This window comes from Acinetobacter sp. MF4640, assembly GCF_002018895.1.
In the GTDB taxonomy this organism is placed as follows: Bacteria; Pseudomonadota; Gammaproteobacteria; order Pseudomonadales; family Moraxellaceae; genus Acinetobacter; species Acinetobacter johnsonii.
Genome location: NZ_MVOM01000007.1, coordinates 64,159 through 89,865, shown reverse-complemented (window position 1 = coordinate 89,865; position 25,707 = coordinate 64,159). Strand labels below are relative to the sequence as shown.

Sequence of the window (25,707 nt, the reverse complement as noted above, 5' to 3'; positions counted from 1 at the left end):
CGAGTTCTCTTTAATTTATTTATTTTTTTGCTTGTATTAAAAAATAAATAAGATGATTGAACCTAATACCAAACGATACCAAGCAAAAACTTTTAAAGTATGTTTTTCTACAAATTTAACCATGGCTTTTACCACAAGCAAAGCTGCGATGAATGCGGTTACAAAGCCTACGGAAATATTCAATAAATTTTCTGAAGTTAAAACATCAACGTTGCGAAATATGTCATAAGTAGCGGCACCAAGCATTGTTGGTATGGCAAGGAAAAAAGAAAATTCAGTAGCTGCTTTACGTGATAAACCCGCCAACATCCCCCCAATAATGGTTGCACCAGACCGTGAAGTCCCCGGAATCATCGCAAGACATTGAACCAAACCAATAACAATGGCCTGTTTGAATCCAATATTGGTTGCCTCAATGGTTTGGACTTTAAAATTTTTAGCTTCTACAGCAAAAATTAACAGTGCACCAATAATCAGTGCAGATGCCACAACCGAAGGACTGAATAAAACTTGTTTAATAAAATCAACAGCTATAACTCCGATCACTACTGCAGGAATAAATGAAATGAAGACATTTATCGCAAAACGTCTCGCATGGTAATCACCTGATATAAAACCATGTAGTAGATTAATAATTTTTTTACGGTAGAGCCAACAAACGGCTAAGATTGTGCCCAGTTGAATGACAACTTCAAAGACACAGCATGAGCCTGAATGAAAATCAATTAAATGGCCAAATAAAATTAAATGACCAGTACTGGAAATGGGTAAAAACTCCGTTAAACCTTCTATAAAACCTAAAAATAAGGCTTTAAGTACTGAAATTATATCCATAAATAAAGTGAGTCACAGAATAATAATAGCCATCACTTTTAAGATATTTTTCTGCATTTATAAGTGCATTGAGCTAAATTTTTACGCTTTCTTTACGCGGCATCCAAAGTTATGAATAGAGACTTTACGGTCTTATTTTTCATACTGGATTTTGGAATATCCCAATGCTTAGGATGAAAAACATGAGTGCGGTCATTCACGCGCATCAGCAGGTACAGCATCAAAAAAATTGCGTTGTACTAAATAATCAAAATAAACGTTATTTCAATATCTGCATGCAGATTTCAGCTCTGAAACATAGGAGTGAAATGCCATGTTAGAGTTTGCTTTGCTTTTAGCCATCGTCTTTGTTCTGGCTTATCCCTTGGGTAAATACCTCGCAGCAATTATGCACAACCGCGATATGAAAATTGATCCTCTATTCAATTGGATTGAAAAGCCCATTTACGCGGTTTTAGGAATCAATCCCAAACGGGGGATGAATGTCAAAACCTATTCATTCAATTTTGTCATGAGCTGTGCAGTGATCGGTTTGGTGACTTGGACTCTATTTATGGTTCAAGCCAGCCTGCCGTTGAACCCAAACCATGCACCGAATATGTCATGGGATTTGGCGCTGCATACCATGATTTCGTTTCTGACCAATACCAACCAGCAGCACTATTCAGGACAGGCGCAACTGTCTTATTTATCGCAAATGGTCGGCATTGTCGGCTTGCAGATCTTCACGCCGATGATGGGCCTGGCGATGGTGGTGGCTACAGTTCGAGCACTGTTCTACAAACAATCCAATGCACTTTCTGAAACCGATCAACAGACCAGCTTTAAGCATAAAGTGCAACAAATTAATGTCGGCAACTATTGGGCCGATGTGATTCGTCCGACGTTCCGCTTTCTGATTCCTTTATGCATGGTTTGGTCATTATTGCTCACTAGCCAAGGCGTACCATCGACTTTTCAAGGCGGCCCAGAAGTTCAAGTCATCGACCAAAGCAGCGAATTAACAACGCAAAAAATACCTTTAGGCCCTGTTGCGCCCATGGTAGCAATTAAGCAATTGGGCAGTAATGGTGGTGGCTGGTATGGTCCGAACAGCAGTGTACCTTTGGAAAATCCGACACCATTGTCAAACTTTCTGGAAATGCTTGCGATTTTACTGATCCCTGTTTCGGTGATTTTTATGCTGGGCTTTTTCACCAAACGCGCCAAATTCGCAGGCTTGGTCTTTGCTTCAATGCTGCTGATGTCGATCATTTCTGCGACTAGCGCTATCTGGTCAGAAAGCCTTTCATCGACTTCGACATTGCTTTCCGCCATGGAAGGTAAAGAAGTGCGTTTTGGCGAGGCATCATCTGCTTTGTGGTCAGCGGTCACCACCCAAGTCAATAACGGCTCAGTGGATATGATGCATGATTCATCTGCACCGCTCACAGGTATGGTGCAATTGTCCAATATGCTGATCAATGCCATTTGGGGCGGGATTGGCTGTGGTTTACAGCAATTCATTATTTATCTGTTTTTAGCAGTCTTTATTGCAGGCTTAATGACCGGCCGCACCCCAGAATTGTTTGGCCGCAAAATTGAAGCCGGTGAAATCAAGCTGCTCGCTGTTGTGATTTTGATCCAACCCATCGTCATTCTTGGTTTAACCGCAATAACTGTATTTTTTCCTGAATTGACGGGCAACAGTAATCCGCAATACCACGGCATTTCTCAAGTGCTGTACGAATATGTGTCTGCATTTGCCAACAATGGCTCAGGCTTTGAAGGACTATCAGACAATACCGTGTGGTGGAATGTCACATGCGGTATTGCTTTATTGCTCGGCCGTTTCCCGACATTAATTATTCCTTTAATCATCGCTACACGTTTAGCTGCTAAACGCCAAGCACCTGAAAGCAGCGGCAGTTTAAAAGTCGAAACGCCAACATTCGCACTGACTTTAATTGCCATTGTGGTGATGTTGACCTTATTGCAATTTATGCCAGCCCTGGTCTTGGGGCCAATTGCTGATCATCTGTTATTGGTTCAAGGTTAAGGGGGAGTACAATGAATCATTCAAAACACACTGTTCAAACACAGCAAAACACCATAGCTTCAACCTTATTTCAAGCTGAAGCATGGAAAAATGCTTTTATTAAACTGCTGCCGCAGCATGTGATTAAAAATCCGGTGATGGCCATCGTTTGGCTTGGGACGCTGATTACACTGGTTAGTACAATTCTAGGTCAATCTAGTTTGGTTTTTGGCTTATTGGTGACGTTGATTTTATTTGTGACGGTTCTCTTTGCCAATTATGCCGAAGCGGTTGCTGAAGCCAAAGGCCGCGGACAGGCGTCATCCCTGCGTCAAGCGCGTCAGAATTTGACGGCGCGCCGGATCCATTCTAAAGATGATATGGATGGGGTGCAGATTTCAGCGGCTGAATTGAACATGCATGACTTGATTGAAGTGCGTGCAGGGGAATTGATTCCCGCAGATGGTGAAATAATTCAGGGCTTTGCTACGATCAATGAAGCTGCAGTAACAGGTGAATCTGCGCCGGTACTCCGTGAAGCGGGCACAGATAAATCTGGGGTGATTGGCGGAACCAAAGTCTTAACCGACCGGATCATCGTGCAAGTGACCGCAGAGGCGGGAAATAGCTTTCTCGACCGAATGATTGCTTTAGTCGAAGGCTCAAACCGTCAAAAAACACCGAATGAAATTGCCTTAGGTATTTTACTGACCGTGATGACTGTGACTTTTATCATCGTCGTGGTCAGCCTGCCGTTGATTGGACATTTCCTGCATATTGAAATCAGCCCGATTTTATTGGTGGCGCTATTGGTCTGCTTGATTCCAACCACCATCGGCGGCTTATTGCCAGCTATTGGAATTGCAGGGATGAACAGAGCGCTCAAAGCCAATGTGATTGCCAAATCAGGCAAGGCGGTTGAAGTTGCAGGCGATATAGATGTTTTACTACTCGATAAAACCGGAACTATTACTTACGGTGACCGTCAGGCGACTGCTTTTTATCCCTTAACAGGAGTGACGGAGTCTGAACTTCGCCAAGCGGCGGTACTGACTTCTTTGGCCGATCCAACGCCAGAAGGTAAATCGGTGGTTGCTTTGGCCAAAGAGCAAGGTGAAAGAGTGGCCGAGCCTGAACAGGCTGAATTTATCGCTTTTAATGCGTCCACACGCATTTCAGGCCTTAACTTGGCGGATGGTCATCAAGTGCGTAAAGGCGCTATGGATGCCATTCTTAAATTCGCTTCGCAAAACCTTGAAAATCATGCCGAACTGAAAGCGCGCGTAGAACAAATAGCTTCAAAAGGGGCAACGCCGCTGGTCGTGGCTAAAGACCAGAATTTGTTGGGTGTCATTGAACTATCAGACGTGATTAAGCAAGGCATTAAAGAAAAATTTGCGCGCTTACGTGAAATGGGCATTAAAACTGTGATGGTGACCGGAGATAATCCGCTCACAGCAGCGGCCATCGCAGCAGAGGCTGGTGTGGATGATTATATCGCTGAAGCGAAACCAGAAGATAAACTCACATGCATTCGAACCGAGCAAAACAAAGGACATTTGGTAGCGATGGTCGGTGACGGTACTAATGATGCACCGGCGTTGGCCCAAGCAGATATTGGCTTAGCCATGAACTCGGGAACGCAAGCAGCCAAAGAAGCAGGCAATATGGTGGACTTAGATTCTGATCCAACCAAATTGCTATCTGTGGTTGAAATAGGCAAACAGCAGCTGATTACTCGCGGTGCATTAACCACCTTTTCCTTGGCGAATGATGTATCAAAGTATTTTGCAATTTTGCCGGCATTATTCGTCGCGGCAATTCCGCAAATGCATGTGTTAAATGTCATGCAACTAGGCAGTTCTGAAAGTGCCATCCTGTCTGCGCTGATCTTTAATGCGATCATTATTCCTCTGCTGATTCCAATTGCACTGCGCGGTGTGAAATTCAAACCTTCGACATCTACCCAATTATTGCGCCGCAACATGCTGATTTATGGTGTGGGCGGGGTGCTGCTACCGTTTATTGCCATTAAAGCGATTGATCTGCTGATCAGTCCAATCTTGGCCCTATAAATTTTTTGAGGATGACAAAGTGAATATGCAAAATCATCAATTGGCAGACTCATCATGGGGTGAGAAACTGCGCGCTTCGTTTGGAATGACCATCATTGCTCTAGGCTTATGCGGCTTTGTATATAGTGCTGCTGCAACCAGCTTAGGACAAATGCTCTTTCCAAAACAAGCCAACGGCAGCTTGATTGTCGAAAATAATCAAGTGATCGGTTCACGCTTAGTGGCACAGCCTTTTGCCCAAGTTCAATATTTCCATCCGCGTCCATCTGCCGCAAATTATGATCCTATGGCGATGGCCGGAAGCAACATGGCGAGAACCAATCCTGAACTGCAGAAAGCCATAGAGGAACGGCTGAATCGAATCGCAGCGAAGGAACAGATTGAAAAATCTAAAATTCCTGCGGATCTGGTCACCGCTTCAGGCAGTGGCATCGACCCTGAAATTAGCGTGCAATCAGCCATGATTCAAGTGAAGCGGATTGCCCATGCACGGCATATGCCTGAACAGAATGTCGAAAAACTGATTCAGTCGCATACGGTTCAGCCGATTTTTGGGATTTTAGGGCAGGCACGTATCAATGTGCTTGAATTGAATTTGGCTTTGGATCGGGGCGGGAAGTGATATGAATGGCTTGAAGATTAAAATATAGTGATTGAACGCTATTAAATAATTTGAATTAAGTTACATACGATTGTTGGGCGAGGGGATGTTCTATACCTCCGCCCAACGGTGGCATCCATATTGCCCAGCAATAGCCAAGCTGACTTTAGACGCATTTAAATGAATTTAAAAACATCTTTTTAAAGCAATAAATAAAGATTACTTCTATGACTGATCAACGAACCAATAAAGCCGATGTTTTGCTGCAACATACACAGCGTTATCAGTCTGGGCGGCTGACGATTTTTTTAGGCGCAGCTCCGGGCGTGGGAAAGACCTTTGCCATGCTGGTTCGTGCGCATGAACTGGCGCTGCAGGGTATTAATATCGTCATTGGCTATGTAGAAACGCATGGCCGTAGAGAAACTGAAAATTTAATTTCTGGTTTAGATATAATTCCGCGCAAGGCTATTGAATATCAAGGGCAGCATCTGGAGGAAATGAATCTAGATGCCGTTTTGGATAAAAAGCCCAGTATTGTTTTGGTGGATGAATTTGCCCACACTAATATGCCCGGCAGCCGTCATGAAAAACGCTGGCAAGACATCAATGAATTATTAGATGCTGGTATTGATGTTTTTACCACCATGAACATTCAGCATTTGGAAAGTTTGAATGATGTGGTATATCAAATCACTGGGATTCGTGTCACTGAAACCGTGCCAGACCGGGTGTTCGAATGGATTAGAGATATCCGCTTAATTGATTTGCCTGTGAATGAGCTGTTGGAGCGCTTAAACCAAGGGAAGGTTTATGTGCCTGAGCAGGCGGAACAGGCCTTACAGCGATTTTTCAACAGCTCCAACTTAACGGCACTGCGTGAACTGGCAATGCAAACCGTTGCCAATTATGTTGATAATGATGTACGCGAAAATTTCGCCATTCAAGGGCTTGCTCAAATCCCCTTAAAAAATCATGTCTTAATTATGATTGATGGCAAAGGGCATTCTGAAGCTTTAGTTCGGACTGGATGCCGTATTGCCGAGCATCGTGCGGCAAACTGGACGGTTGTTGCTTTTTCTCATGATACGCAAATCATGAATAAACAGGAAAACTCGCAAAGCCGTGAAATAGAACGGGCTTTAAACTTAACGCGTCAAATGGGCGGAATGACAGAAGTCCTTTACGGCCAGCAACATGCTAAAACTTTATTTGATTATGTGATGGACCGCGGCATTTCAACCTTGGTTTTAGCGCAAGCGGCTCCGCAAAAGTTTTCGCTGAATTTAAGGCTCAATTTGATTGATCAATTACTGCAATACCGGCCCAGTTTTGAACTCAGTATAGTGCCGATTATTGCAGAGAATAAGCATCTGTCCTTTTTCACTCAAAGGGCATTCTTGTCGCTGAGAGAAATACAGTACGTACTAGCCACCACGGTCATCAGCATTGTGATTGCAAGCTTAGGGGAAAAGTATTTAGGGATTGAAGATCTTTCGGTGATTTTTATCACCGCTGTGGTTTTTGTGGCATCAAAAACACGGATGCTGGCTGCAGCTTTTTCAGCCATCCTATTCTTTCTAGCTTATAATTTTTTCTTTATTTCCCCGCAATTTACATTTCAGATTTCTGCACATCAGGGGATTGTCACCGTGATTGCATTTTTGGGCGCGGCTTTAATTTCGAGCCGATTAGCGTCACGTTTGAAAGAGCAGGTGACTGCACTCAAAACGGCGAACAGTTATAACAGCATTATGCAGGATTTAGGGCAGAAGCTGTCCACAGCATTAGATTTGGCACAAATCAAGGAGATTGCTGAACATAGCCTGAGTAAAAATCTCAATGCAGATGTCTGGCTGTATTTCCCAGATACTGCAGCAACTCAAGCATCATCCACTATCATGAGTAATAAAGAAAAAATTTCAGCCGATTGGACATTCAAAAACCATCAACCGTCCGGTCGCTTTACCCAAACCTTGACGGAAAATGAGTGGTGGTTTTTGCCCTTATTGGCTTCCAAGCAATGCTTAGGCGTGGTGGGGTTGAAACTTAAAGATGTGCAAGCAGTAATCAATACGGAGCAAAAACAGCTCGCTGAACTCATGGTAGAGTATCTTGCGCAGGCGATTTTCCGCACCCAGCTGACCAAGGCTTTGGAAATAGCCAATGTGAATTCTGAAACGGAAAAATTGCGCTCGGCATTATTATCATCCGTATCGCACGATTTACGCTCGCCTTTGGCGTCGATGATTGGAGCAGCGGATACTTTGAGCACTTACCGCCATTCCATGAATGAAAATGATCAGGACAGCTTGCTGGAAGCGATTCATTTAGAGGGGGAGCGTTTAGACCGCTATATTCAAAACCTACTGGATATGACCCGTTTAGGCCATGAAGGCTTAAGCTTGAAGCGGGACTGGATTGGAGTTGATGAACTGATCGGTTCAGCAGTGCGCCGTTTAAACCGTTATATGCCAGATGCATTGGTTGAAGTGCATGCGCCTCAAGAATCTTTGAGTTTATTTGTACATGCCGCCTTGATTGAACAGGCCATTTTTAATGTACTGGAAAATGCCGCAAAATTTTCACCAGAAAATAAAGCTGTGATGATTGAGGTGCAGCAGGTGAATGAAAATGAGATCGAAATTGCCATAACTGATAAGGGGCAGGGTATCCCGGAAGGTGAGCGGGAACGCATTTTTGACATGTTTTATACCATGCAGCGCGGCGACCGCGGGCAATATGGTACAGGCTTGGGCTTGACGATTGTGAAAGCGATTGTGGGTGCGCATATGGGGAAAATCATGGCATCATCAGGCAAGAACAATCAAGGAACATGTATCCGCATACAGCTTCCTATTCAGCAAATTACTTAAAGCATCTAGCAGCTTTTAGGTGGGAAAATGCCAGAACAGAATGAATCAGCCAGCTCCATGACCAATGTCTTGATTATTGATGACGAAAATCAGATTCGAAAATTCTTGGATATAGCACTCAGAGCGCAAGGCTATAAAACGCTTTTGGCTGAAAATGGCCAAAAGGGTTTGGAACTCCTAGCTTTGCAAGGCGCGGATTTAGTGATCCTCGATTTGGGTTTGCCAGATTTGGATGGTTATGAGGTTTTGTCTGAGCTTCGCACATGGTCGCACGTTCCAGTGATAGTGCTGTCTGTGCGGGCAAATGAAGAAGAAAAAGTGAAGCTTCTGGATGCTGGCGCAAATGATTATGTGACCAAGCCGTTTAGTGTTCAGGAGCTGGTGGCGCGCATTCGTGTACTGCTTAGGCAGCACCAGCATAGTACTGTTGATACTGTAATTTTTGATGATGGCGTATTAAAAATCGATTTTTCCAAACGGCAGGTTTTTTTAAATCAACAATTGCTCTCCTTAACACGCAAAGAATATCAGCTGCTGAATTTATTGGCGAAAAATAAAGGCCAATTGATTACTCAGCCGCAAATATTGAAAGAGCTGTGGGGGCCAACGCACCAAGAAGATACGCATTATTTACGGATTCTGGTGGCTAAATTAAGAGTGAAGTTAAATGATAATGCTGTGCAGCCTAAATATATTATTACTGAACCGGGAGTGGGTTTGCGATTTTTGAAGATTTATTAATATTAAATATGCCATTTATTTTACATGAGTAATTAGACCTCTTTCATAAATCATTTTTTGCTCAGTTCCAAGTTGTAGATTCCAGCGATTAAATTGAATCTCAAACTAAGCCTTTTACATCTATTTCGATAACGCTCAGCAAGGATTTTGAAGGTTTTCAGGTTGCCAAATACATGCTCAATTCCGATTCATCTTTTATTGATTTCTTGATTATAGATTTTCAATTCAGGATCCAATTTACAGTGTCTTTTGGCTTTTAATGGCAACAGGCTATTCGGATACAACACATAAATCCGCTGATAGCCTTTATCTGCCAGGATAAAAGCCCCAAAAGGAATCTGGTTTAAATTGCGTTTGAACAACTCGAAATCATGCACTGCCCCGCGACTGGCACATAAACTCAGAATTTGCTGAGTTTTGTAGTGAATCATGGCTTGTACTTTAAAGGTATGGGTCTTTTTTTTGCCGCTATAGCTTTTCTTCTGTTTTTTTAGGCCTTTGGATTGGAATTTCCGTGGCATCCACGATCACAACATTCCAGTCGATGCCTTCGCCCTCGGGTAAATCTTTGGGTAAATTAAACAGATTGGACCGAAGCAGGCAGTCTTCAACATGACGGACAATTCTTGAGGCTGTGGGCTCTGAAACCCCGTAACTCGTCGCAACGTGAAATAAGGTTCGGTATTCCCGCCAATAGCTCAGACAGAGCAGAACCTGATCCTCCAGGCTTAACTTGGGCGGTCTGTCTTTGGCAGAGACATGCTTCTGCAATTGCTCAACCATCAAATAGAAAGTTGACCATGAGATGCCTGTGTATCGCTTGAACTGAGGATCAGAAAGCTTGTTTGAATCGATGTATTTCATCCGCAGATTATGCACGAATGCTAAGAAATCCGGAGTGCAAATATTAACCAAAAAGAAGATCGTTTTTTGATTTATGAAAGAGATCTATTGTTATTTTTATGTTTTAACTTATTTTAAATTAGCTTTTTCGTGGTTTTAATAGTTTAAAAAATAATCATATTAGTTGGGTGCTTTTTTACGGTTTATTTACGTTACATTCGGTAGAACTTGTTTTATTTTGATCATTGTTAATATTTAACAGGACAAAATAATGAGTAATTTACTCATGGCTAGACATAATATAGCTGACGAAGAAGCGGTCCCTGAATCCATGCCATCTGCGCGTCAATGCTGCGATATTGAAGATATTCTATTTTCAGAAGAAATCGAAAACTATCTGCAGCGCTATCCCAATACCCGTCATGTTGAGATTTGCCTGCACGATCTGAATGGTCATGTCCGCGGCAAGCGCATAGATATTGTCGGTCTAAAAAATATTGCACAAGGCTGTTATTTCCCAATGTCTATTTATGCCATGAGTCTTGATGGAGAAGTGATTGAAGAATCGGGTTTAGGAAAATCGATCGGTGAGCCGGATTATTTATGTAAACCTATATTGGGAAGCCTGCAGCCCTGCGCTTTAAATCCAGAGTCCAATGCACAGTTATTCCTAACCATGAAAGATGACAATCATCAAGATTGCGAAGTTGAACCGCGCAATATTTTAAAAAAAAGTTTAAGAGCGCTGCATGATCAAAACTTTTATCCTTGCATGGCCGCAGAATTGGAGTTTTATTTATTTGACAGCAATGAAAAATCTGGCTCCAATCAGATTTATTTAAATCAATGTTTTGATGTGAATGCGCAAGATAAATATCAAGACGTTCTGGATGAAATTGAACGGATTGCCCTTTTGCAGGGGATTCAGATTACAGGCTTAGTCTCGGAATCATCTTCCGGACAATACGAAATTAATATTCAGCATAGCGGTGATATTTTGAAGCTATGCGATCAGATCATGATGCTAAAGCGCACCATTAAGCAAGTCGCTGTAGAACATGGGTTACATGCAAGCTTTTTGGCTAAGCCTGATCTGAATAAAGCGGGCAGCGGCATGCACTTTCACATGAGTTTGTTAAATCAAGACCAGCAGAATATTTTCAGCATGAAGCAGAATCCTTTACCGTCACGGCAATTATTAAAGGCGATCAGCGGGCTGATAGTCTTGCTGCCGCCGTCCATGGCCGTGCTTGCCCCGAATGTAAACTCATTCCGCCGGTTTAAAGCTGGAAACCATGTGCCCTTAGAAGCTAATTGGGGCGTGAATAACCGCAATGTGGCCATTCGCATACCACGTTCGGACAATGAAAATCAACGCTTGGAATATCGTGTTGCAGGTGCGGATTGCAATCCTTATTTAACTGCAGCCCTGATTTTGATCGGCACACTGCATGGGTTGACACAGAATCTGGAAATTCCACAGCAAGCCACTCACATAAAAAATAAAGATCAGCTGCTCTTTTTAAGTACAAATCAGCCGGATGCTTTAGCGCTTTTTCACAGTAATTCGGTTTTGCAAAAACATCTCGGCAAAAGATTTATGGAATTATGGTGTGCTGTTAAATGTGCGGAGTATCAGCATATGTATAGCCAAATCACTTTAATGGAACAGCATTGGGATATTTAGCTACATAAAAATGTATAACACGATAAATAATGAAGATGATGCTAAAAATCAGAAGCTCAATGAAGAATTATATTTGAAGTATAGTTTACAGGAAATTGATTCTGAAATTTTAGTAAAGAAATACCAGCATGCGTCAAAAAATATGAAAAAAATAATTCATGCTATTTTAAAAGAAAGAGGTTTTAATCGAAGTGAGGTAGAGTATTTATTGAATTCAATCAAGTAAAATGATTATGCCAATAGTATTATTGATACTATTGGCATTAGACTTTTAAAAAGATTTAGTCAGGGTAAATACGGCTTCAGTTTTTACCCCTTTTTTATTTTGATTTGTAAAGTCTTTGGTTTTTAAATTACTACCAACTGCTGCTAATTCTACATTTATTCCCATTGGGTTATAGCGGTAAGTTGCACCAATTTTCCAATCAAAAAAATGGTCTTCTGCTTCAGAACCATAAATGTCCTGATTTGCTTTAGAATAGCCTAAGCTAACATTTGTGCCAAAATTAGTTTGGGCAATCGGTGTAGTATATAAGACATTAAAATACCAATTTGAGATATCTTTACCTGTACTGTCACTTGCAGCTTTGCCGCCATAGTTATCGGTATAGCTTATGCTTGGTGTGAAGCTATCGTTCTGATGCAGCAACGCATTAAAGATCATTTTGAAATAATATTCATTATAATTTAAATCGCTGTTATCGATGTAATTGTAGCGCAGGATGCCAAGATCGACTGCAGGATGGATTGAACCTAGCGCGATTGGCGCTGTATAGCCCATCTGGGGATCCAGTTCTAAATGCGCTTCGTCATCAAAATCAACATTCGATGCAAATGCAGCAAGATAAAAGCCAGAAGCGTGGCTTAAAACAAAGTTTGCCTGTAAGGCTGGGTCATTCTGGGTTTGCGTTTGGCCGCGCCATCGGTACTCGCTGGCTAATGATACATTACCTGAAAAGCTTAATGCGGGAGAGCTTTTATCTCCAGTAGCAAAAGCATAACTTGAATAGAGCGGTATAAGGCTAAAAAGTAGATGGTATAATTTTTTCATAACATTTTAAATTAGTAGTCAGTGAAGTAATGTATGTTATGGATTAATTTATTGATTTATAATAAAAATATCGTAAATTTTGCGTAAAATAAGTATAAAATTTAAGATGAATATTTTTTAAAGTCGCAGATTCAAATCCCAAGTGCAACACATTTGTAGTTAGTTGAAAAAGTTAGGTGTATTCATAGAATCATTAGACTTTACCGCAAGGAAGGGTTTTGCCAATGCACGGTTTGAAACGGATATAGAGGAAGGGTTGGATGTGCTGGAGGAATACTACCCTGAACAAGAACAAAACCGTACGGTGGAGCAACAAGCTTCGCCTGAAGGGTTTGTGCAGGGTATTCAGCAGGGGTTGCAGCGATCAGTCAGACCCGTCAATTAATCGATTGGTTGGAAAAGAGCAACTTTCTAGGTTGCTCTTTTTTTTTACGACATTATAAGACGTAGCAGTTGTTAAAGGACTATTTTAGCTAAAGTTATCCCGTTAAAATGACAGGACTTTATTAATCTCTATTTTTTTTGTTAAGTGCATGACTTTTAATAGGTCATTGATATGCTAACTTAGCAACATTGTTTAACATTAAGTATAAAACCAAAGCGGTTGATCTTGGATTGAGGAAATAAAATGCATTCATTGGAACAAAAGTTTCTAAATGACTTAGATGACAAGCTTTGGAAAGCCGCCGATAAATTACGCAGCAGTCTGGATGCCGCTAACTACAAGCATATTGTTTTAGGACTGATTTTCTTAAAGTACGTATCAGATGCTTTTGATGAACGGCAATCTGAACTCAAAGAATTGTTTGCACAAAAAGACGATCACAACATCTATTACATGCCGCGTGATCAGTACGACAGCGAAGAAGAATACCAACAGTCTATTGCTGATGAACTAGAAATACTGGATTACTACCAAGAAAAAAACGTATTTTGGGTGCCAAAAGCAGGCCGCTGGTCAAATATCCGTGATGCAGCCGCTTTACCAATTGGCTCAACCATTTGGCAGGATGAACAAGGTACAGATGTCAAACTGCGTTCTGTATCCTGGCTGATTGACAATGCCTTTGATGCAATTGAAAAAGCCAATCCAAAGCTTAAGGGTATTCTTAATCGTATTGGACAGTATCAGCTGGACAATGACAAGTTACTTGATCTGATCAATACTTTTTCTGACACCAGTTTTACTAATCCAGAATATAACGGTGAGCAACTCAGTCTGCACAGTAAAGATATTCTTGGGCACGTCTACGAATACTTTTTAGGACAGTTTGCTTTGGCTGAAGGCAAGCAAGGTGGGCAGTACTACACGCCTAAAAGTATCGTCACCTTAATCGTTGAAATGTTGCAGCCTTATAAAGGTCGTGTGTATGACCCTGCAATGGGTTCAGGTGGATTCTTTGTATCCAGTGAAAAGTTCATTGAACAACATGCACAGGAAAAGCGTTACAAAGCGTCTGAACAGAAAAAGCATATTTCCATCTATGGTCAGGAGAGCAACCCGACCACATGGAAACTGGCAGCCATGAACATGGCGATTCGCGGGATTGATTTTAATTTCGGTAAAAAGAATGCAGACAGCTTTTTAGAGGATCAGCATCCAGACTTGCGTGCCGATTTTGTCATGGCTAACCCACCTTTTAACATCAAGGATTGGTGGCATGCTTCTTTAGAAAATGATGTGCGTTGGAAATACGGCACGCCACCGCAAGGTAATGCCAACTTTGCTTGGATGCAGCACATGCTGCACCATCTATCACCTACGGGCAGTATGGCATTGTTACTTGCCAATGGTTCGATGAGTTCCAATACCAACAATGAAGGTGAGATCCGTAAGAACCTGATCGAAGCCGATCTGGTGGAATGTATTGTCGCATTACCAGGACAACTGTTCACCAACACGCAAATTCCAGCCTGTATCTGGTTTCTAACCAAGGACAAAAAGAATGGCTTGTCTTTAGATAAAAAGAAAGCCAATCGTGAAGGCAAGACTCTGTTCATCGATGCCCGTAATTTGGGCTATATGAAAGATCGCGTACTGCGTGACTTTACCGATGCAGATATTGCTAAAATCACCAATGCTTTACATGCTTGGCAACAAGGCGAAAATTTTGAAGGCGAAGCGTATCAAGATGAGAAAGGTTTTTGCTTCTCTGCTGAGTTAAAAGATATACAAAAGCACGACTATGTATTGACTCCAGGACGTTATGTGGGTGCAGTCGAGCAGGAAGATGATGGCGAGCCATTCGCTGAGAAAATGCTGCGTTTGACTGCTCAGCTCAAAGAACAATTTGCTGAAAGTGCTGTCTTGGAAAGTGAGATTAAAAAGAATCTAAAAGGCTTGGGTTATGAGTTCTGATCATCCTTTATTGCAAGAAATTCAGAAGGGTGAAAGTCAAACCCTTGAATTTAAAGAGCAGTTACCGAAAGGGCAACAGGTCGCAAAGACCCTGATTGCTTTTGCCAATACCAGTGGTGGTAAATTGGTAGTGGGTGTAAGTGATGATCGCCAACTCGTAGGTATTCAAGATGATATTTTTGAGTTGCAAGATCAGATCACTTCGATGATTAATGAACTGTGTATGCCAAACATTCTGCCGTATATCTATATCGAGAATATCCAAGGCATAGAGTTGCTGGTGATTGAAGTGAGCCGTGGTTCGTTATTGCCTTATTATCTCAAGCCGCAAGGTAAGGCACAGGGAACCTATATCCGTTTGGGTGCAAGTAATCGTGTGGCATCGCCTGAGTATATTCAGCAACTCGAATTGCAGCGTCTGAACCAGACTTTTGATGAGCAGCCGAATCCGCAATACAGTTTAGATGATATTGATTTACAGCCGTTGCAGAAAGCCTTTGCTGAGGTGGGTAAAGAGCTGTCTTTGCAGAAAATGCGGAATCTCAAATTGATCATTCAGCAGAATGGACAGGATTATCCTAGTCATGGGTTACTCATTTTGTTGGGGCTTTATGAGCAGGTTGAGATCAAATGTAGCCGCTTTAAAGGCACGACCATGACGGTGTTTTTGGACAAAAAAGAATATCGTGGAGACCTATTTAGCCAGTTGAAGCAAACCGAGCAATTCATTAAAAACCATTTGCATCTACGGGCGGAGATTTTAGGGTTACAACGTACAGAAAGTTATGAAATCCCCATTCCTGCAATTCGTGAAGCCTTGGTGAATGCAGTGTTGCATCGTGACTATAGCAATGCAGGGCGTGATATCAAGGTTGGCATTTATGATGACATCCTGAATATTGTATCCCCGGGTGGCTTGCCCAATGGTCTGACTGAAGAAGATTTGGCTCAAGGTCGTTCTGAGATCCGTAACCGTGTTTTGGCGCGTGTGTTTAAAGAGCTGGGTTATATCGAGCAGTGGGGCAGTGGTATTGCGCGGATCAAAGATCTTTGTTTGAAGGCAGGCAATGTCGAACCTCAACTGAAAGCCCAAGGAGATTTTGTCGATTGGGAGTTTTACCGTCCTTCGACTGAGCAAGCAGGTGGCTCAATCGGTGGCTCAATTGGTGGCTCAATCCAAGAAGATATGTTGACAGATCGGCACAAAGAGATTTTAGTTTTAATTCAACAGAACCCAAAAGTTTCCTATCGTTCTATGGCAGAGCAGCTTGGTATTAATGATTCAGCAGTGAAAAAGCATCTGAATCATTTAAAAGATGCAGGCTGGCTTGAACGTGTTGGTGGAACTCGTGGCTGTTGGGTGATTAAGAAAGAATTTGGGGGTGGAATGTGAATAATGAGAAAATCACTTTGGCAGATGCATTAGAATTTGTTGTAGATAATAGGGGTAAAACTGTACCTACAACAGAAAAAGGATTTCCATTAATCGCTACTAACTGTATCAGTAATGATAATCTCTATCCAAGCTTTTTAAATGTTAGATATGTATCAACTGATACTTATAATAACTGGTTTAGATCGCATCCATTACCTGACGATATTATTATCACAAATAAAGGTAGTCAAAATGGTGCTGTATGTTTTGTTCCAAATCCAGTAACTTTTTGCATTGCACAAGATATGGTTGCGCTAAGAGCAAAAAGAGATTTAATTTATCCTAAATTTCTTTTCGCGGCTTTACGCTCGCAAGAGGTTCAAAACCAAATTAAAAATTTAAATGTAGATGGTGTTATTCCTCACTTTAAAAAGGCTGATTTTAATAAACTAAAATTACCTAATCCTTGCTATAAAAATCAAAAAATTATTGGTGATTTTTACTTTAATTTCTGTGAAAAAATTAATCTAAATAACCAAATTAACCAAACTTTGGAATCTATTGCCCAAGCCCTATTTAAAAGCTGGTTTATCGACTTTGACCCTGTCCGTGCCAAAATTGCAGCTAAGCAGGAAGGCAAAGATCCTGAACTTACTGCTATGTGTGCCATTAGCGGTAAAAGTGAAGTGGAACTTCAGCAAATGACTGAAGATGATTTGGCTGAATTGCGAGCAACTGCTTCGCTATTTCCTGATGAGTTGATGGAAAGTGAGTTAGGGGAAGTGCCGAAGGGGTGGTTTAAAACAGATTTAAGTATTCTTGCTGATTTGAATGTTCAATCTTGGACTAAGAAAAATTGCCCTGAAAAAGTAACTTATGTAGATTTATCAAATACAAAATGGGGGACTATTCAGCAAACGGAAGAATTTATTTTTGAAAAAGCACCGAGTCGAGCAAGACGTGTATTGAAAATAGGGGATACAATTTTTGGTACAGTTCGACCTGCAAATGGTTCTTATGCTTTTATTCAACGAGAAAATTTAACAGGTAGTACAGGTTTTGCTGTTCTTTCGCCTAAGCATAAAAATTATGCTGAATTTATTTATATTGTGGCAACTGATAAAGAAAATATTAAGCGTTTAGCTCATTTGGCTGATGGTGGGGCTTATCCTGCCGTGAGTTATGATACTGTTTTAAATACACCTTGTATTTTACCTATCGAAAATAAAGATGGAATTTTGAATTTATTCCATAAAAATGTAAAAGAGTTTTACCTTCTTTCGGCGAGTAAGTTTGAAGAAAATAATATTCTAGCAAGTATAAGAGATACGTTATTACCTAAATTATTGTCGGGTGAAATTGATGTGTCTTTATTAAATAGAGCGCAGGTTTAATTTATGACTCAATATGAACAACATGATTGGGACCGAATTCCTGTATGGAATAAAGAAAGCTTAAAAGACAGTTTCATTTTAATGAATGACCAAATTAATGGTCGCATTCCTGTTACAAAGTTAGAGCACTGGAATCAATTTACTTCATTTTTAGATACTGACTTTTGTAATCGTAAAACAGTTGAGCTAGTTTTCCGTGGGCATAGACGTTATGACTGGGGGCTAACACCAACTTTAGCTCGGTTTAATGAACAAAATACAATTGATAAAAAGTTGGCTGAGGCGCAGTTGAAACTTTTTCGTAAAGCTATACGTGGCAGAATTTCTGATCACTCTTTGTTTAATAGTGGTGATAAGCGAGAGGATGATGAGTTGTGGGCAATTGGTCAACATTATGGATTAAAAACGCCATTGTTAGATTGGACATATTCACCTTACGTCGCTTTATTTTTTGCTTTTGCTAAGGCAGATGAAGCTGAGGAAACAGATAATCCCTATAGAGCCATTTATATTCTAAACAAAACGGCTATCTCAGATGATGAGTACTTTAATGATATTCGAGTGCTAGAACCTCGAAAAGATGATCATGGACGTTTGGTCAATCAAGCGGGACTTTTTATTTTTTCACCCAATGATCTCACGATTGAAAATAAATTGATCGAAGTTCTTGGAAGCGAAGAGTATCCAGATGCAGAACTAAGGAATGCTTCACAAGATGAGGGGGAAGAGCCTGCTATTTTAGCTAAGTATATTTGTAAAGTCTTTATCAAGAATGTTCAGCAAAAAGAATGCTTAAAGTTTTTGAGACGTATGAATGTTCATCATGCAAGTTTGTTTCCTGATCTTATTGGTGCTGCAGATTATTCAAATATTCTAATTGAAGAGTGGGAGCAAAATAGAAAGGATAAAGAAGCTATTATCTTACAACCTGAATCAATAATTATTGCCCCACCAAGTATCGATACTGAGATTGTTGTACCTAAGCCAAGTCTTGAGTCACAGGATGTGGCACCGATCCTTGAATTATTGATTAATTCTTTACAGCAAGAAGAAACTTTAGAAAAGGATTTAATAAATAGGATTGCTTCCGAGATAGTAAAAATCATTACAGAGTATAAAGAAGTTGATTTTGAAGAAAGAGATGATCTTGCCTTAGAGTTGCAAGCAAAGCTCCGTTTAGTTTTGAGGAGGTTGAACTATCCTGAAACTCATAGGGAAGTAGTTATTGATAATATTTTTGATTTTGTGATACAGGGGGAATCTTAACCATGAATGAAACACAACTAGAAAATTTATGTTTAGATTGGTTTTCTGAAAATGGTTGGGAAGTCGTTCATGGTATTGATATTGCGCCCGACAGCAGTAATCCCCTACGCAAAGACTATAAACAAGTCTTAATTGAATCAGACTTACATGCTGCATTTGAACGATTAAATCCGCATCTTCCCATAAATTGTTTTGAACAAGTCTTACAAAAGCTGAATCAACCTGAAAGTTTAGATATTGTCACCAATAATCGCGCTTTCCATCGTATGTTGTTGGAAGGTGTACCTGTCACGTATAAGAAGCAAGATGATTGGGTACATGACCATGCCTTCTTAGTGGACTTTAATCATGTGCATCAAAACCGTTTTGTTGCGGTCAATCAATTTACTATTCTAGGTACTAAACAACCTCGACGTCCTGACATCATCTGTTTTATCAATGGTATTCCGTTTGCCGTGTTGGAGCTAAAAAGCCCAACCGATGAAAATGCAGATATCTGGGATGCCTTTAACCAGTTGCAAACTTACAAAGAAGAAATCTCGGATCTGTTTGTATTTAATGAAGCTTTGGTAGTCAGTGATGGTGTAACAGCACGTGTCGGTTCACTGACGGCGAATCAGGAACGCTTTTTACCGTGGCGTACGATCAAGAATGAAGATGATAAACCCGTTTTAGAATGGGAGTTAGAGACAGTTATTCGAGGCTTCTTTGATCGAGAATTGTTCCTGGATTACATTCGATTCTTTGTGTTGTTTGAAACAGATGGCGAAAAGACCATTAAGAAAATTGCAGGCTATCATCAATTCCATGCGGTTCGGGAAGCGGTACATGCGACCATTGCAGCAGCCAATCCAACTGGGGATAAAAAAGCCGGTGTTGTATGGCATACCCAAGGCTCGGGTAAAAGTATCTCCATGTGTTGCTATGCAGGTAAACTTTTACAGCAGCCCGCTATGCACAACCCAACCTTGTTAATCGTGACTGACCGTAATGACTTGGATGGACAGCTCTTTGAAACCTTTAGCAATGCTCAAGAATTATTAAAGCAAACCCCAGTACAAGCCAATAACCGTGATGAGCTAAGACAGCTTTTGGCTGAGCGTGAGTCTGGTGGAATCATTTTTACTACAGTACAAAAGTTTGCATTACTGGAAGGTGAGAGTGAGCATCCATTATTGAATGGACGCCATAATATTGTTGTGATGTCAGATGAAGCACATCGTAGCCAATATGGTTTGAAAGCAAAACTAAACAATGATGGCACATACAAGTTCGGCTATGCCAAGCACATGCGTGATGCTTTAAAGAATGCTGCTTTTATTGGCTTTACTGGAACTCCAATCTCAAGTGAAGATAAAGACACCCGAGCCGTCTTTGGCGACTATGTCTCCATCTATGATATTCAGGATGCCGTCGATGATGGTGCAACAGTCCCAATCTACTACGAATCACGCTTGGCAAAGTTAGATATTAATCAGGCTGAAATCGAAGAGCTATCTGATCAAGTTGATGAGGTTGTAGAAGATGAAGAATATGTTGGTAACCGAGAAAAGACTAAAAGTGAGTGGAGCCGACTAGAAAAGCTGCTGGGTGCCACACCACGGCTGAAACAGATTGCTGCGGATTTAGTCGCACACTTTGAAGCTCGTACTGAAGCGACGGCGGGTAAAGGTATGATTGTGACCATGAGCCGAGAGATCTGTGTCCACCTTTACAATGAGATTATTGCCTTACGTCCAGATTGGCATGACCCTGATCCTGAAAAAGGCAAAATCAAAATTGTGATGACGGGTTCAGCTTCAGATAAACCATTATTACAGCCGCATATCTACAATAAGCAAACTAAAAAACGTCTTGAGAAACGCTTTAAGGATGTCAAAGATCCTTTGCAGTTAGTGATCGTGCGCGATATGTGGCTCACAGGTTTTGATGCGCCTTGTACGCACACCATGTATATCGACAAACCGATGAAGGGGCACAACCTCATGCAGGCTATTGCACGTGTGAACCGTGTCTTTAAAGATAAGCAGGGTGGACTAGTTGTTGACTATATCGGCATTGCTAATGAATTGAAGCAAGCCTTAAAAACCTATACCGATGCCAAAGGTAAAGGGGAACCAACATTACGTGCAGAAGAAGCTTATGCGGTTCTTGCTGAAAAGATGGATGCGATACGGGGAATGTTTGCCAAAACCAATGAACAGGTTGGCATGGATTTAAGTGCTTATGAAACTCAGGCACACCGACTGATTATCCCCGCAGCTAACTATGTGCTGAGCTTGAAGGATGGTAAAAAGCGTTTTCTTGATTTAGTCCTGGCAATCAATAAAGCCTTCTCTTTATGCAGCACCTTGGATGAAGCGAAGAACCTGCACAAAGAAATTGCCTTTTACTCAGCCATTAAAGCGGTCATTAGCAAGCATACCTCTGTAGATCGTAAACTGTCGCAAGCGGAAAAGGACAGTACGCTAAAACAGATTCTGGATAATGCTGTCATTGCTGATGGGGTAACAGATGTCTTTGCAATGTGTGGTTTGGATAAACCCAACATTGGCTTGCTTTCAGATGAGTTCTTAGAAGATGTAAGGCAGATGCCATACCGTAACTTGGCAGTTGAACTGTTGGAAAAGTTACTCAATGATGGCATTAAGGCAAAGACACGAAACAATGTGGTACAGGAAAAACGCTTCTCTGACCGTTTGCAGGAAACCTTGAGGAAATACAATAACCGAGCGATTGAAACGTCTCAGGTCATTGAAGAACTCATTCAAATGGCAAAAGAGTTTCAGGCAGAAATGCAGCGTGAAGCTTCACTTGGCTTGAATCCAGATGAAATCGCTTTCTATGATGCTTTGGCAAACAATGAAAGTGCTGTCAGAGAGCTTGGAGACGATACGTTGAAACAGATCGCACGAGAGATTACCGAAAAGCTCAGGAAGTCAACGACCGTCGATTGGCAGGTTAGGGACAGTGTCCGTGCTCAGCTGAAAATATTAGTACGTCGTACTTTACAGCGTTGGAAGTATCCACCTGATAAAGCAGCTGAAGCGATTGAGTTGGTGATGAAGCAGGCGGAGACTTTGTCGAATGCTTGGACGTGTGCTTAACTAATAATTCGATTGAAAAATTGGTAAGCATTTGGCTTGCCAATTGTTTTTTACACCAAATTTACGCCATTAAAATTTATAATAATAATAAATCATTGTTTTTAAATAGTAATATTTATTTGTTTGTCCAATCCATCATAGGTGCAACACTGATTCGTGGAGATTGAGGGGTTTCAATGGTTTTGTCAGTATTCATTAAAAAATCAGGCTCTTGATCAGTGTTTATCAGCTTTTGTCTGCAAAGACATGGTGAACAACCTATGTCTTAGAGCGGAAGCGGTGCAAAGAAATATGTGGGAAATTACATGAAAATCAGATGTCGCAAAGCCAAAGCGTCAATCCATTTATTGAGCAAGATACAGCACAATGTAATGAGCTGAAATGCATTCATTACCGATAGGAGGATCTTTGGGAGTGGACGAAAAATGAAACTCGGTGCTTCATTTTTATTCAGGTATTTCCGATAGCACGCAATACTATCACAAAAATGGAATACATTCATTGAGAGGTATTATCTGCTTTTATCAACCTTAGAACTTATAATTAATGGTAAGAGGAGCAGCCAATATTCATTAGATACATTGAAATATAGAAAACAGAATGTTTTTTTCGATAGAACATTCACACTGAACTTGTGGGATTTATCAATCATTATGTCCTAGCAGGATTAAATTGAATTTAGCTTAATCATTCAGTATGTTGAATATATAGAAGAATAAAGTATAGGAAAAGCCGATGTTGCTTTTAGAAGAAATTTTTAAAACTAAAAAAATACAACAGAGTGATGAGTTTAATCTGAGAATACATCGTGGGCTGAGTTGGTTAAAGCAAGCATTCCTGCTCGATCATGATCCCGATTTGCAATTTATCAGCCTCTGGATTTCTTTCAATGCGATATATGCACAAGACTTGGGGCAAAGTCAGGACAAACAGAGTTTACGTCAGTTCTTACATTTAATTTGCCAGCATGATGTCGATCATAGAATTTATAGCATTTTATGGGACAAGTTTAGTCAAGCCATTCGTATGCTCTTAGACAACCAATACACCTATCAAGGCTATTGGGACTATCAAAATAAGAAAATTGGTTTAGAGGTTTGTAAGGCTCAGCTTGAACAAGAAAAGAAAAAAGTGGCGAAAGCGCTACAACAGAAGCATTCGGTTGATATTTTACTGGTACTGTTTAACCGTTTATATACCTTGAGAAATCAGCTGATGCATGGCGGTTCAACCTATAAGAGTTCATTAAACCGTAAGCAGCTACAAGATGGCTGTCAAATTTTATCGGCTTTGCTGCCCGCATTTTTGTATATTGCTTTGGAAAATGCCGATAGTCTCGACTTGGGTAAACCTTTTTACCCCGTGGCTCAGGTCAGTTAGCGCTCAAAATGAAGTGCCCAAACCAAAAGACAGTTTACTCAGTCAACTGTCTTTTTTAAGGGTTAAGCAATACCATGTTTTTTGCTATACAGGGTATCCAGCAGAGCAAAGACACTCGCCATCATCACCAGTGTAATACCGACTAAACATGTACTGCTCCAGCCGCCGTGATGCCATGCATAGACACCCAGTGCCGAGCCACACGCGCCACCAATAAAATATAAGGTCATATAGATGGAGTTCACCCGAGACTTCGCATCGGGGCGTAAACGGAAAATCACGTTTTGGTTACAACTATGTGTAGTTGCAAGCCCTAAGTTAATCAGTGCATAACCGATGATGTAGCTGATGAGTGAGCTCCCGCCTAAATATAGGAACACCCAACTGAGGGCTAACGTCCCGCAGCCGACCCAAGTCAAAAGCAGGGTATAACCGCGATCGGCCCATTTACCAATCCACTGAGTGGAGAGTGCGCCAAATACGCCGACCAAAGTTACCACGCCGACTAAAACATCCGAAAGTTGAAATGGCTCAGAGGTTAAAAGTAGGGCAATGGTTGAAAACAGCATACTCATGGCAGCAAAAGCAAATCCACCCGTGATTGAGCGAAACACCAAACGCGGCTCTTGTTGCAGCAGACTCCCCATAGACTTGAAAATGTCGAAATAGGTGATTTTGAGTTTTGGTAGTTGAGGCAGTTTTCCTTTCATCAGAAGGGCCAAAGCAAACATGGCAATACCACTCAGTACATAAATCATTTTCCAGTGCCATAAGTCTGAGAGTAATCCAGCCACACTGGTCGACAGTAAGATCCCAACCAACAAGCCACTCATGAGGAAACCGACCACTTCTCCCGTTTTTTCAGGTTTGACTGCCATCGTGGCCAGAGGAATCAGTACTTGTGCTGCGACAGAAAAGAGTCCTGTAATAATGGTGCCTAGCCAGAGCATCGATAAGTTGGTAGATGTCGCACAGATAAACAGTCCAGCAGATGCGCCAAACATCAGGAATGGAATCAGTTTGGCTTTGTTCAGCATGTCGCCTAAGGGCACAATGAACAGTAAACCCAAAGCATAGGAGACTTGCGCAAAGGTCACGGTCAAAGCCACTTGTTCTTCTGGCGCTTGAAAGCTTTGCTGAATAGAGGAAATCAAAGGCTGGCAATAATAGTTTGCCCCTGCACATAAGCCACAGACAATTGCCATCAGCCAGAGCAGAGATTTGTCTCGACTGATGTCGAAAGAGGTATTCATAATGAGCCTTTGATGAGGGAGTATTTTTTTCAGAAAGACGTTTACATCATGTTTGAGCTAAATAGATGCATCGTTTCAGAAATTGTATACGAAGCTGGGTCAAAAGCCTAAAACAGGCGAGAAAAGACTGCATAAAAAATGAGTCGAAGATGAAGACATAGAAAATAGCATGACCTGTTCTCAGGAGAGTATTTTCGTCTAATACAATCAAAAAATAATGATATTTCGAATTTCCTGTCAAAAAATGATAAAAATCTTTAAAAAATTCTGAACGCACCCGTCTATTTTGTATGAAATTGTTGCATTCGATCATTTTCACTCATAAAGCATACCAAGCATTTGGGGCTGATTGTTGAAATATTCATCTATTTAAAGTGTTTTTGCTCAATTATGGTGCATTTTTGCTTAAGGCTAGTGCGTCAATGCACGCCATTATCATCCCATAAAATATGAAAAAAACATTTTTGTTGGTCGTTCCGCGTTTTAGATCTATTTAAACGTGATTAATCCTTCCTCGTATTTTTATATGATCCACTTCAAATACACGTTTCAGTTGGACTAAATTTTGAGCATTGGCATTTTTGATCGATGAAACATAGGAACAGGCCAATTCTAAGCTTTTGCAAATGGGGCAAAACTGTCATTCAAGTCAATGCCTGCAAAGTTTGCGCGACGGCAGATGGCAAAGCTCGATGAATGACAGGTTCGGGTTAATGTGAACGTGGTGGTTCATATTCTTGGATTGGTCAAAAAGATCAATACTGCGGAATTAAAGGACTTAGTTTTGTGCAAAAAAAGTGCAGATTTTAGTGTAAAAAGATCTGTAGCTCAGAATTTGAATAGAAATA

General features: G+C 41.0%; 18 protein-coding genes and 1 pseudogene. 14 read left to right on the top strand and 5 right to left on the bottom strand.

Translation table 11 applies throughout. From position 1 onward, the window contains the following. Nucleotides 1-36: 36 nt before the first annotated feature. Nucleotides 37-834, bottom strand: coding sequence for an undecaprenyl-diphosphate phosphatase (locus MF4640_RS03860; RefSeq protein WP_078388749.1), 798 nt, complete (start codon nucleotides 832-834; stop codon nucleotides 37-39). A gap of 313 nt (nucleotides 835-1,147) precedes the next feature. On the opposite strand from MF4640_RS03860, the gene kdpA reads away from it, so the two are divergent. From kdpA to MF4640_RS03835, 5 genes are all read left to right on the top strand, one after another. After that, nucleotides 1,148-2,872: a potassium-transporting ATPase subunit KdpA gene (kdpA, locus tag MF4640_RS03855; RefSeq protein ID WP_039890241.1), complete on the top strand. Its 1,725-nt coding sequence runs from the start codon at nucleotides 1,148-1,150 to the stop codon at nucleotides 2,870-2,872. Nucleotides 2,873-2,883: 11 nt separating this feature from the next. Next, nucleotides 2,884-4,926, top strand: coding sequence for a potassium-transporting ATPase subunit KdpB (gene kdpB, locus MF4640_RS03850; protein WP_004281624.1), 2,043 nt, complete (start codon nucleotides 2,884-2,886; stop codon nucleotides 4,924-4,926). Between the two features lie 19 nt (nucleotides 4,927-4,945). Continuing rightward, nucleotides 4,946-5,548, top strand: a complete 603-nt coding sequence (gene kdpC, locus MF4640_RS03845; RefSeq protein ID WP_004679624.1) for a potassium-transporting ATPase subunit KdpC — start codon at nucleotides 4,946-4,948, stop codon at nucleotides 5,546-5,548. Between the two features lie 206 nt (nucleotides 5,549-5,754). After that, nucleotides 5,755-8,403, top strand: a complete 2,649-nt coding sequence (locus tag MF4640_RS03840; protein WP_078388748.1) for a sensor histidine kinase — start codon at nucleotides 5,755-5,757, stop codon at nucleotides 8,401-8,403. A gap of 27 nt (nucleotides 8,404-8,430) precedes the next feature. Beyond that, nucleotides 8,431-9,144, top strand: coding sequence for a response regulator (locus tag MF4640_RS03835; protein WP_004692355.1), 714 nt, complete (start codon nucleotides 8,431-8,433; stop codon nucleotides 9,142-9,144). 188 nt (nucleotides 9,145-9,332) lie between these two features. Here MF4640_RS03835 and MF4640_RS03830 read toward each other — a convergent pair whose 3' ends face one another. Then, on the bottom strand, nucleotides 9,333-9,665 hold the full coding sequence (locus MF4640_RS03830) for a transposase (protein ID WP_004692353.1): 333 nt from the start codon (nucleotides 9,663-9,665) through the stop codon (nucleotides 9,333-9,335). Beyond that, complete coding sequence (locus tag MF4640_RS03825) at nucleotides 9,613-9,927, bottom strand: transposase family protein (protein WP_026057330.1); 315 nt, start codon at nucleotides 9,925-9,927, stop codon at nucleotides 9,613-9,615. The genes MF4640_RS03830 and MF4640_RS03825 overlap by 53 nt, the downstream gene beginning before the upstream one ends. Before the next feature lie 331 nt (nucleotides 9,928-10,258). Here MF4640_RS03825 and MF4640_RS03820 point away from each other — a divergent pair, with 331 nt between their 5' ends. Continuing rightward, nucleotides 10,259-11,674 (top strand): glutamine synthetase family protein, encoded by a 1,416-nt coding sequence (locus MF4640_RS03820; RefSeq protein ID WP_078388746.1) that lies wholly within the window; start codon nucleotides 10,259-10,261, stop codon nucleotides 11,672-11,674. Nucleotides 11,675-11,684: 10 nt separating this feature from the next. Then, a complete protein-coding gene (locus MF4640_RS19930) occupies nucleotides 11,685-11,900 on the top strand; it encodes a hypothetical protein (protein WP_078388745.1) in 216 nt (71 codons plus the stop codon). A gap of 45 nt (nucleotides 11,901-11,945) precedes the next feature. On the opposite strand, the gene MF4640_RS03810 is transcribed toward MF4640_RS19930, so the two are convergent. Further along, nucleotides 11,946-12,725 (bottom strand): TorF family putative porin, encoded by a 780-nt coding sequence (locus MF4640_RS03810; protein ID WP_078388744.1) that lies wholly within the window; start codon nucleotides 12,723-12,725, stop codon nucleotides 11,946-11,948. Nucleotides 12,726-12,921: 196 nt separating this feature from the next. Here MF4640_RS03810 and MF4640_RS19875 point away from each other — a divergent pair. The 7 genes and pseudogenes from MF4640_RS19875 to MF4640_RS03775 all read left to right on the top strand — a co-directional run. Continuing rightward, nucleotides 12,922-13,110 (top strand): annotated as a pseudogene (locus tag MF4640_RS19875) (hypothetical protein); the annotation flags it as partial. Nucleotides 13,111-13,353: 243 nt separating this feature from the next. Continuing rightward, entirely contained in the window at nucleotides 13,354-15,084 is a 1,731-nt protein-coding gene (locus tag MF4640_RS03800; protein ID WP_078388742.1) for a type I restriction-modification system subunit M, read from the top strand. Further along, nucleotides 15,074-16,477: a helix-turn-helix domain-containing protein gene (locus tag MF4640_RS03795; protein ID WP_078388741.1), complete on the top strand. Its 1,404-nt coding sequence runs from the start codon at nucleotides 15,074-15,076 to the stop codon at nucleotides 16,475-16,477. Before MF4640_RS03800 ends, MF4640_RS03795 begins: the two co-directional genes overlap by 11 nt. Further along, nucleotides 16,474-17,853: a restriction endonuclease subunit S gene (locus MF4640_RS19585; RefSeq protein ID WP_193791549.1), complete on the top strand. Its 1,380-nt coding sequence runs from the start codon at nucleotides 16,474-16,476 to the stop codon at nucleotides 17,851-17,853. Before MF4640_RS03795 ends, MF4640_RS19585 begins: the two co-directional genes overlap by 4 nt. Before the next feature lie 3 nt (nucleotides 17,854-17,856). Continuing rightward, complete coding sequence (locus MF4640_RS03785; RefSeq protein WP_078388739.1) at nucleotides 17,857-19,119, top strand: FRG domain-containing protein; 1,263 nt, start codon at nucleotides 17,857-17,859, stop codon at nucleotides 19,117-19,119. 2 nt (nucleotides 19,120-19,121) lie between these two features. Next, nucleotides 19,122-22,226 (top strand): type I restriction endonuclease subunit R, encoded by a 3,105-nt coding sequence (locus MF4640_RS03780; protein WP_078388738.1) that lies wholly within the window; start codon nucleotides 19,122-19,124, stop codon nucleotides 22,224-22,226. Between the two features lie 735 nt (nucleotides 22,227-22,961). Beyond that, entirely contained in the window at nucleotides 22,962-23,606 is a 645-nt protein-coding gene (locus tag MF4640_RS03775) for a HEPN domain-containing protein (protein ID WP_004692336.1), read from the top strand. 62 nt (nucleotides 23,607-23,668) lie between these two features. Here the strand turns inward: MF4640_RS03775 and MF4640_RS03770 are convergent, their stop codons facing one another. Further along, nucleotides 23,669-24,859 (bottom strand): MFS transporter, encoded by a 1,191-nt coding sequence (locus tag MF4640_RS03770; protein WP_078388737.1) that lies wholly within the window; start codon nucleotides 24,857-24,859, stop codon nucleotides 23,669-23,671. Between the last annotated feature and the right edge of the window lie 848 nt (nucleotides 24,860-25,707).

Coding starts and splice junctions, on each gene's coding strand:
- MF4640_RS03825 (WP_026057330.1), bottom strand. CDS start 9,927: ATGGTTGAGCAATTGCAGAAGCATGTCTCTGCCAAAGACAGACCGCCC.
- MF4640_RS03835 (WP_004692355.1), top strand. CDS start 8,431: ATGCCAGAACAGAATGAATCAGCCAGCTCCATGACCAATGTCTTGATT.
- kdpA (WP_039890241.1), top strand. CDS start 1,148: ATGTTAGAGTTTGCTTTGCTTTTAGCCATCGTCTTTGTTCTGGCTTAT.
- MF4640_RS19930 (WP_078388745.1), top strand. CDS start 11,685: ATGTATAACACGATAAATAATGAAGATGATGCTAAAAATCAGAAGCTC.
- MF4640_RS03840 (WP_078388748.1), top strand. CDS start 5,755: ATGACTGATCAACGAACCAATAAAGCCGATGTTTTGCTGCAACATACA.
- MF4640_RS03770 (WP_078388737.1), bottom strand. CDS start 24,859: ATGAATACCTCTTTCGACATCAGTCGAGACAAATCTCTGCTCTGGCTG.
- MF4640_RS03800 (WP_078388742.1), top strand. CDS start 13,354: ATGCATTCATTGGAACAAAAGTTTCTAAATGACTTAGATGACAAGCTT.
- MF4640_RS03780 (WP_078388738.1), top strand. CDS start 19,122: ATGAATGAAACACAACTAGAAAATTTATGTTTAGATTGGTTTTCTGAA.
- MF4640_RS03830 (WP_004692353.1), bottom strand. CDS start 9,665: ATGCCACGGAAATTCCAATCCAAAGGCCTAAAAAAACAGAAGAAAAGC.
- MF4640_RS03795 (WP_078388741.1), top strand. CDS start 15,074: ATGAGTTCTGATCATCCTTTATTGCAAGAAATTCAGAAGGGTGAAAGT.
- MF4640_RS03860 (WP_078388749.1), bottom strand. CDS start 834: ATGGATATAATTTCAGTACTTAAAGCCTTATTTTTAGGTTTTATAGAA.
- MF4640_RS03810 (WP_078388744.1), bottom strand. CDS start 12,725: ATGAAAAAATTATACCATCTACTTTTTAGCCTTATACCGCTCTATTCA.
- MF4640_RS03785 (WP_078388739.1), top strand. CDS start 17,857: ATGACTCAATATGAACAACATGATTGGGACCGAATTCCTGTATGGAAT.
- kdpB (WP_004281624.1), top strand. CDS start 2,884: ATGAATCATTCAAAACACACTGTTCAAACACAGCAAAACACCATAGCT.
- MF4640_RS03820 (WP_078388746.1), top strand. CDS start 10,259: ATGAGTAATTTACTCATGGCTAGACATAATATAGCTGACGAAGAAGCG.
- MF4640_RS03775 (WP_004692336.1), top strand. CDS start 22,962: ATGTTGCTTTTAGAAGAAATTTTTAAAACTAAAAAAATACAACAGAGT.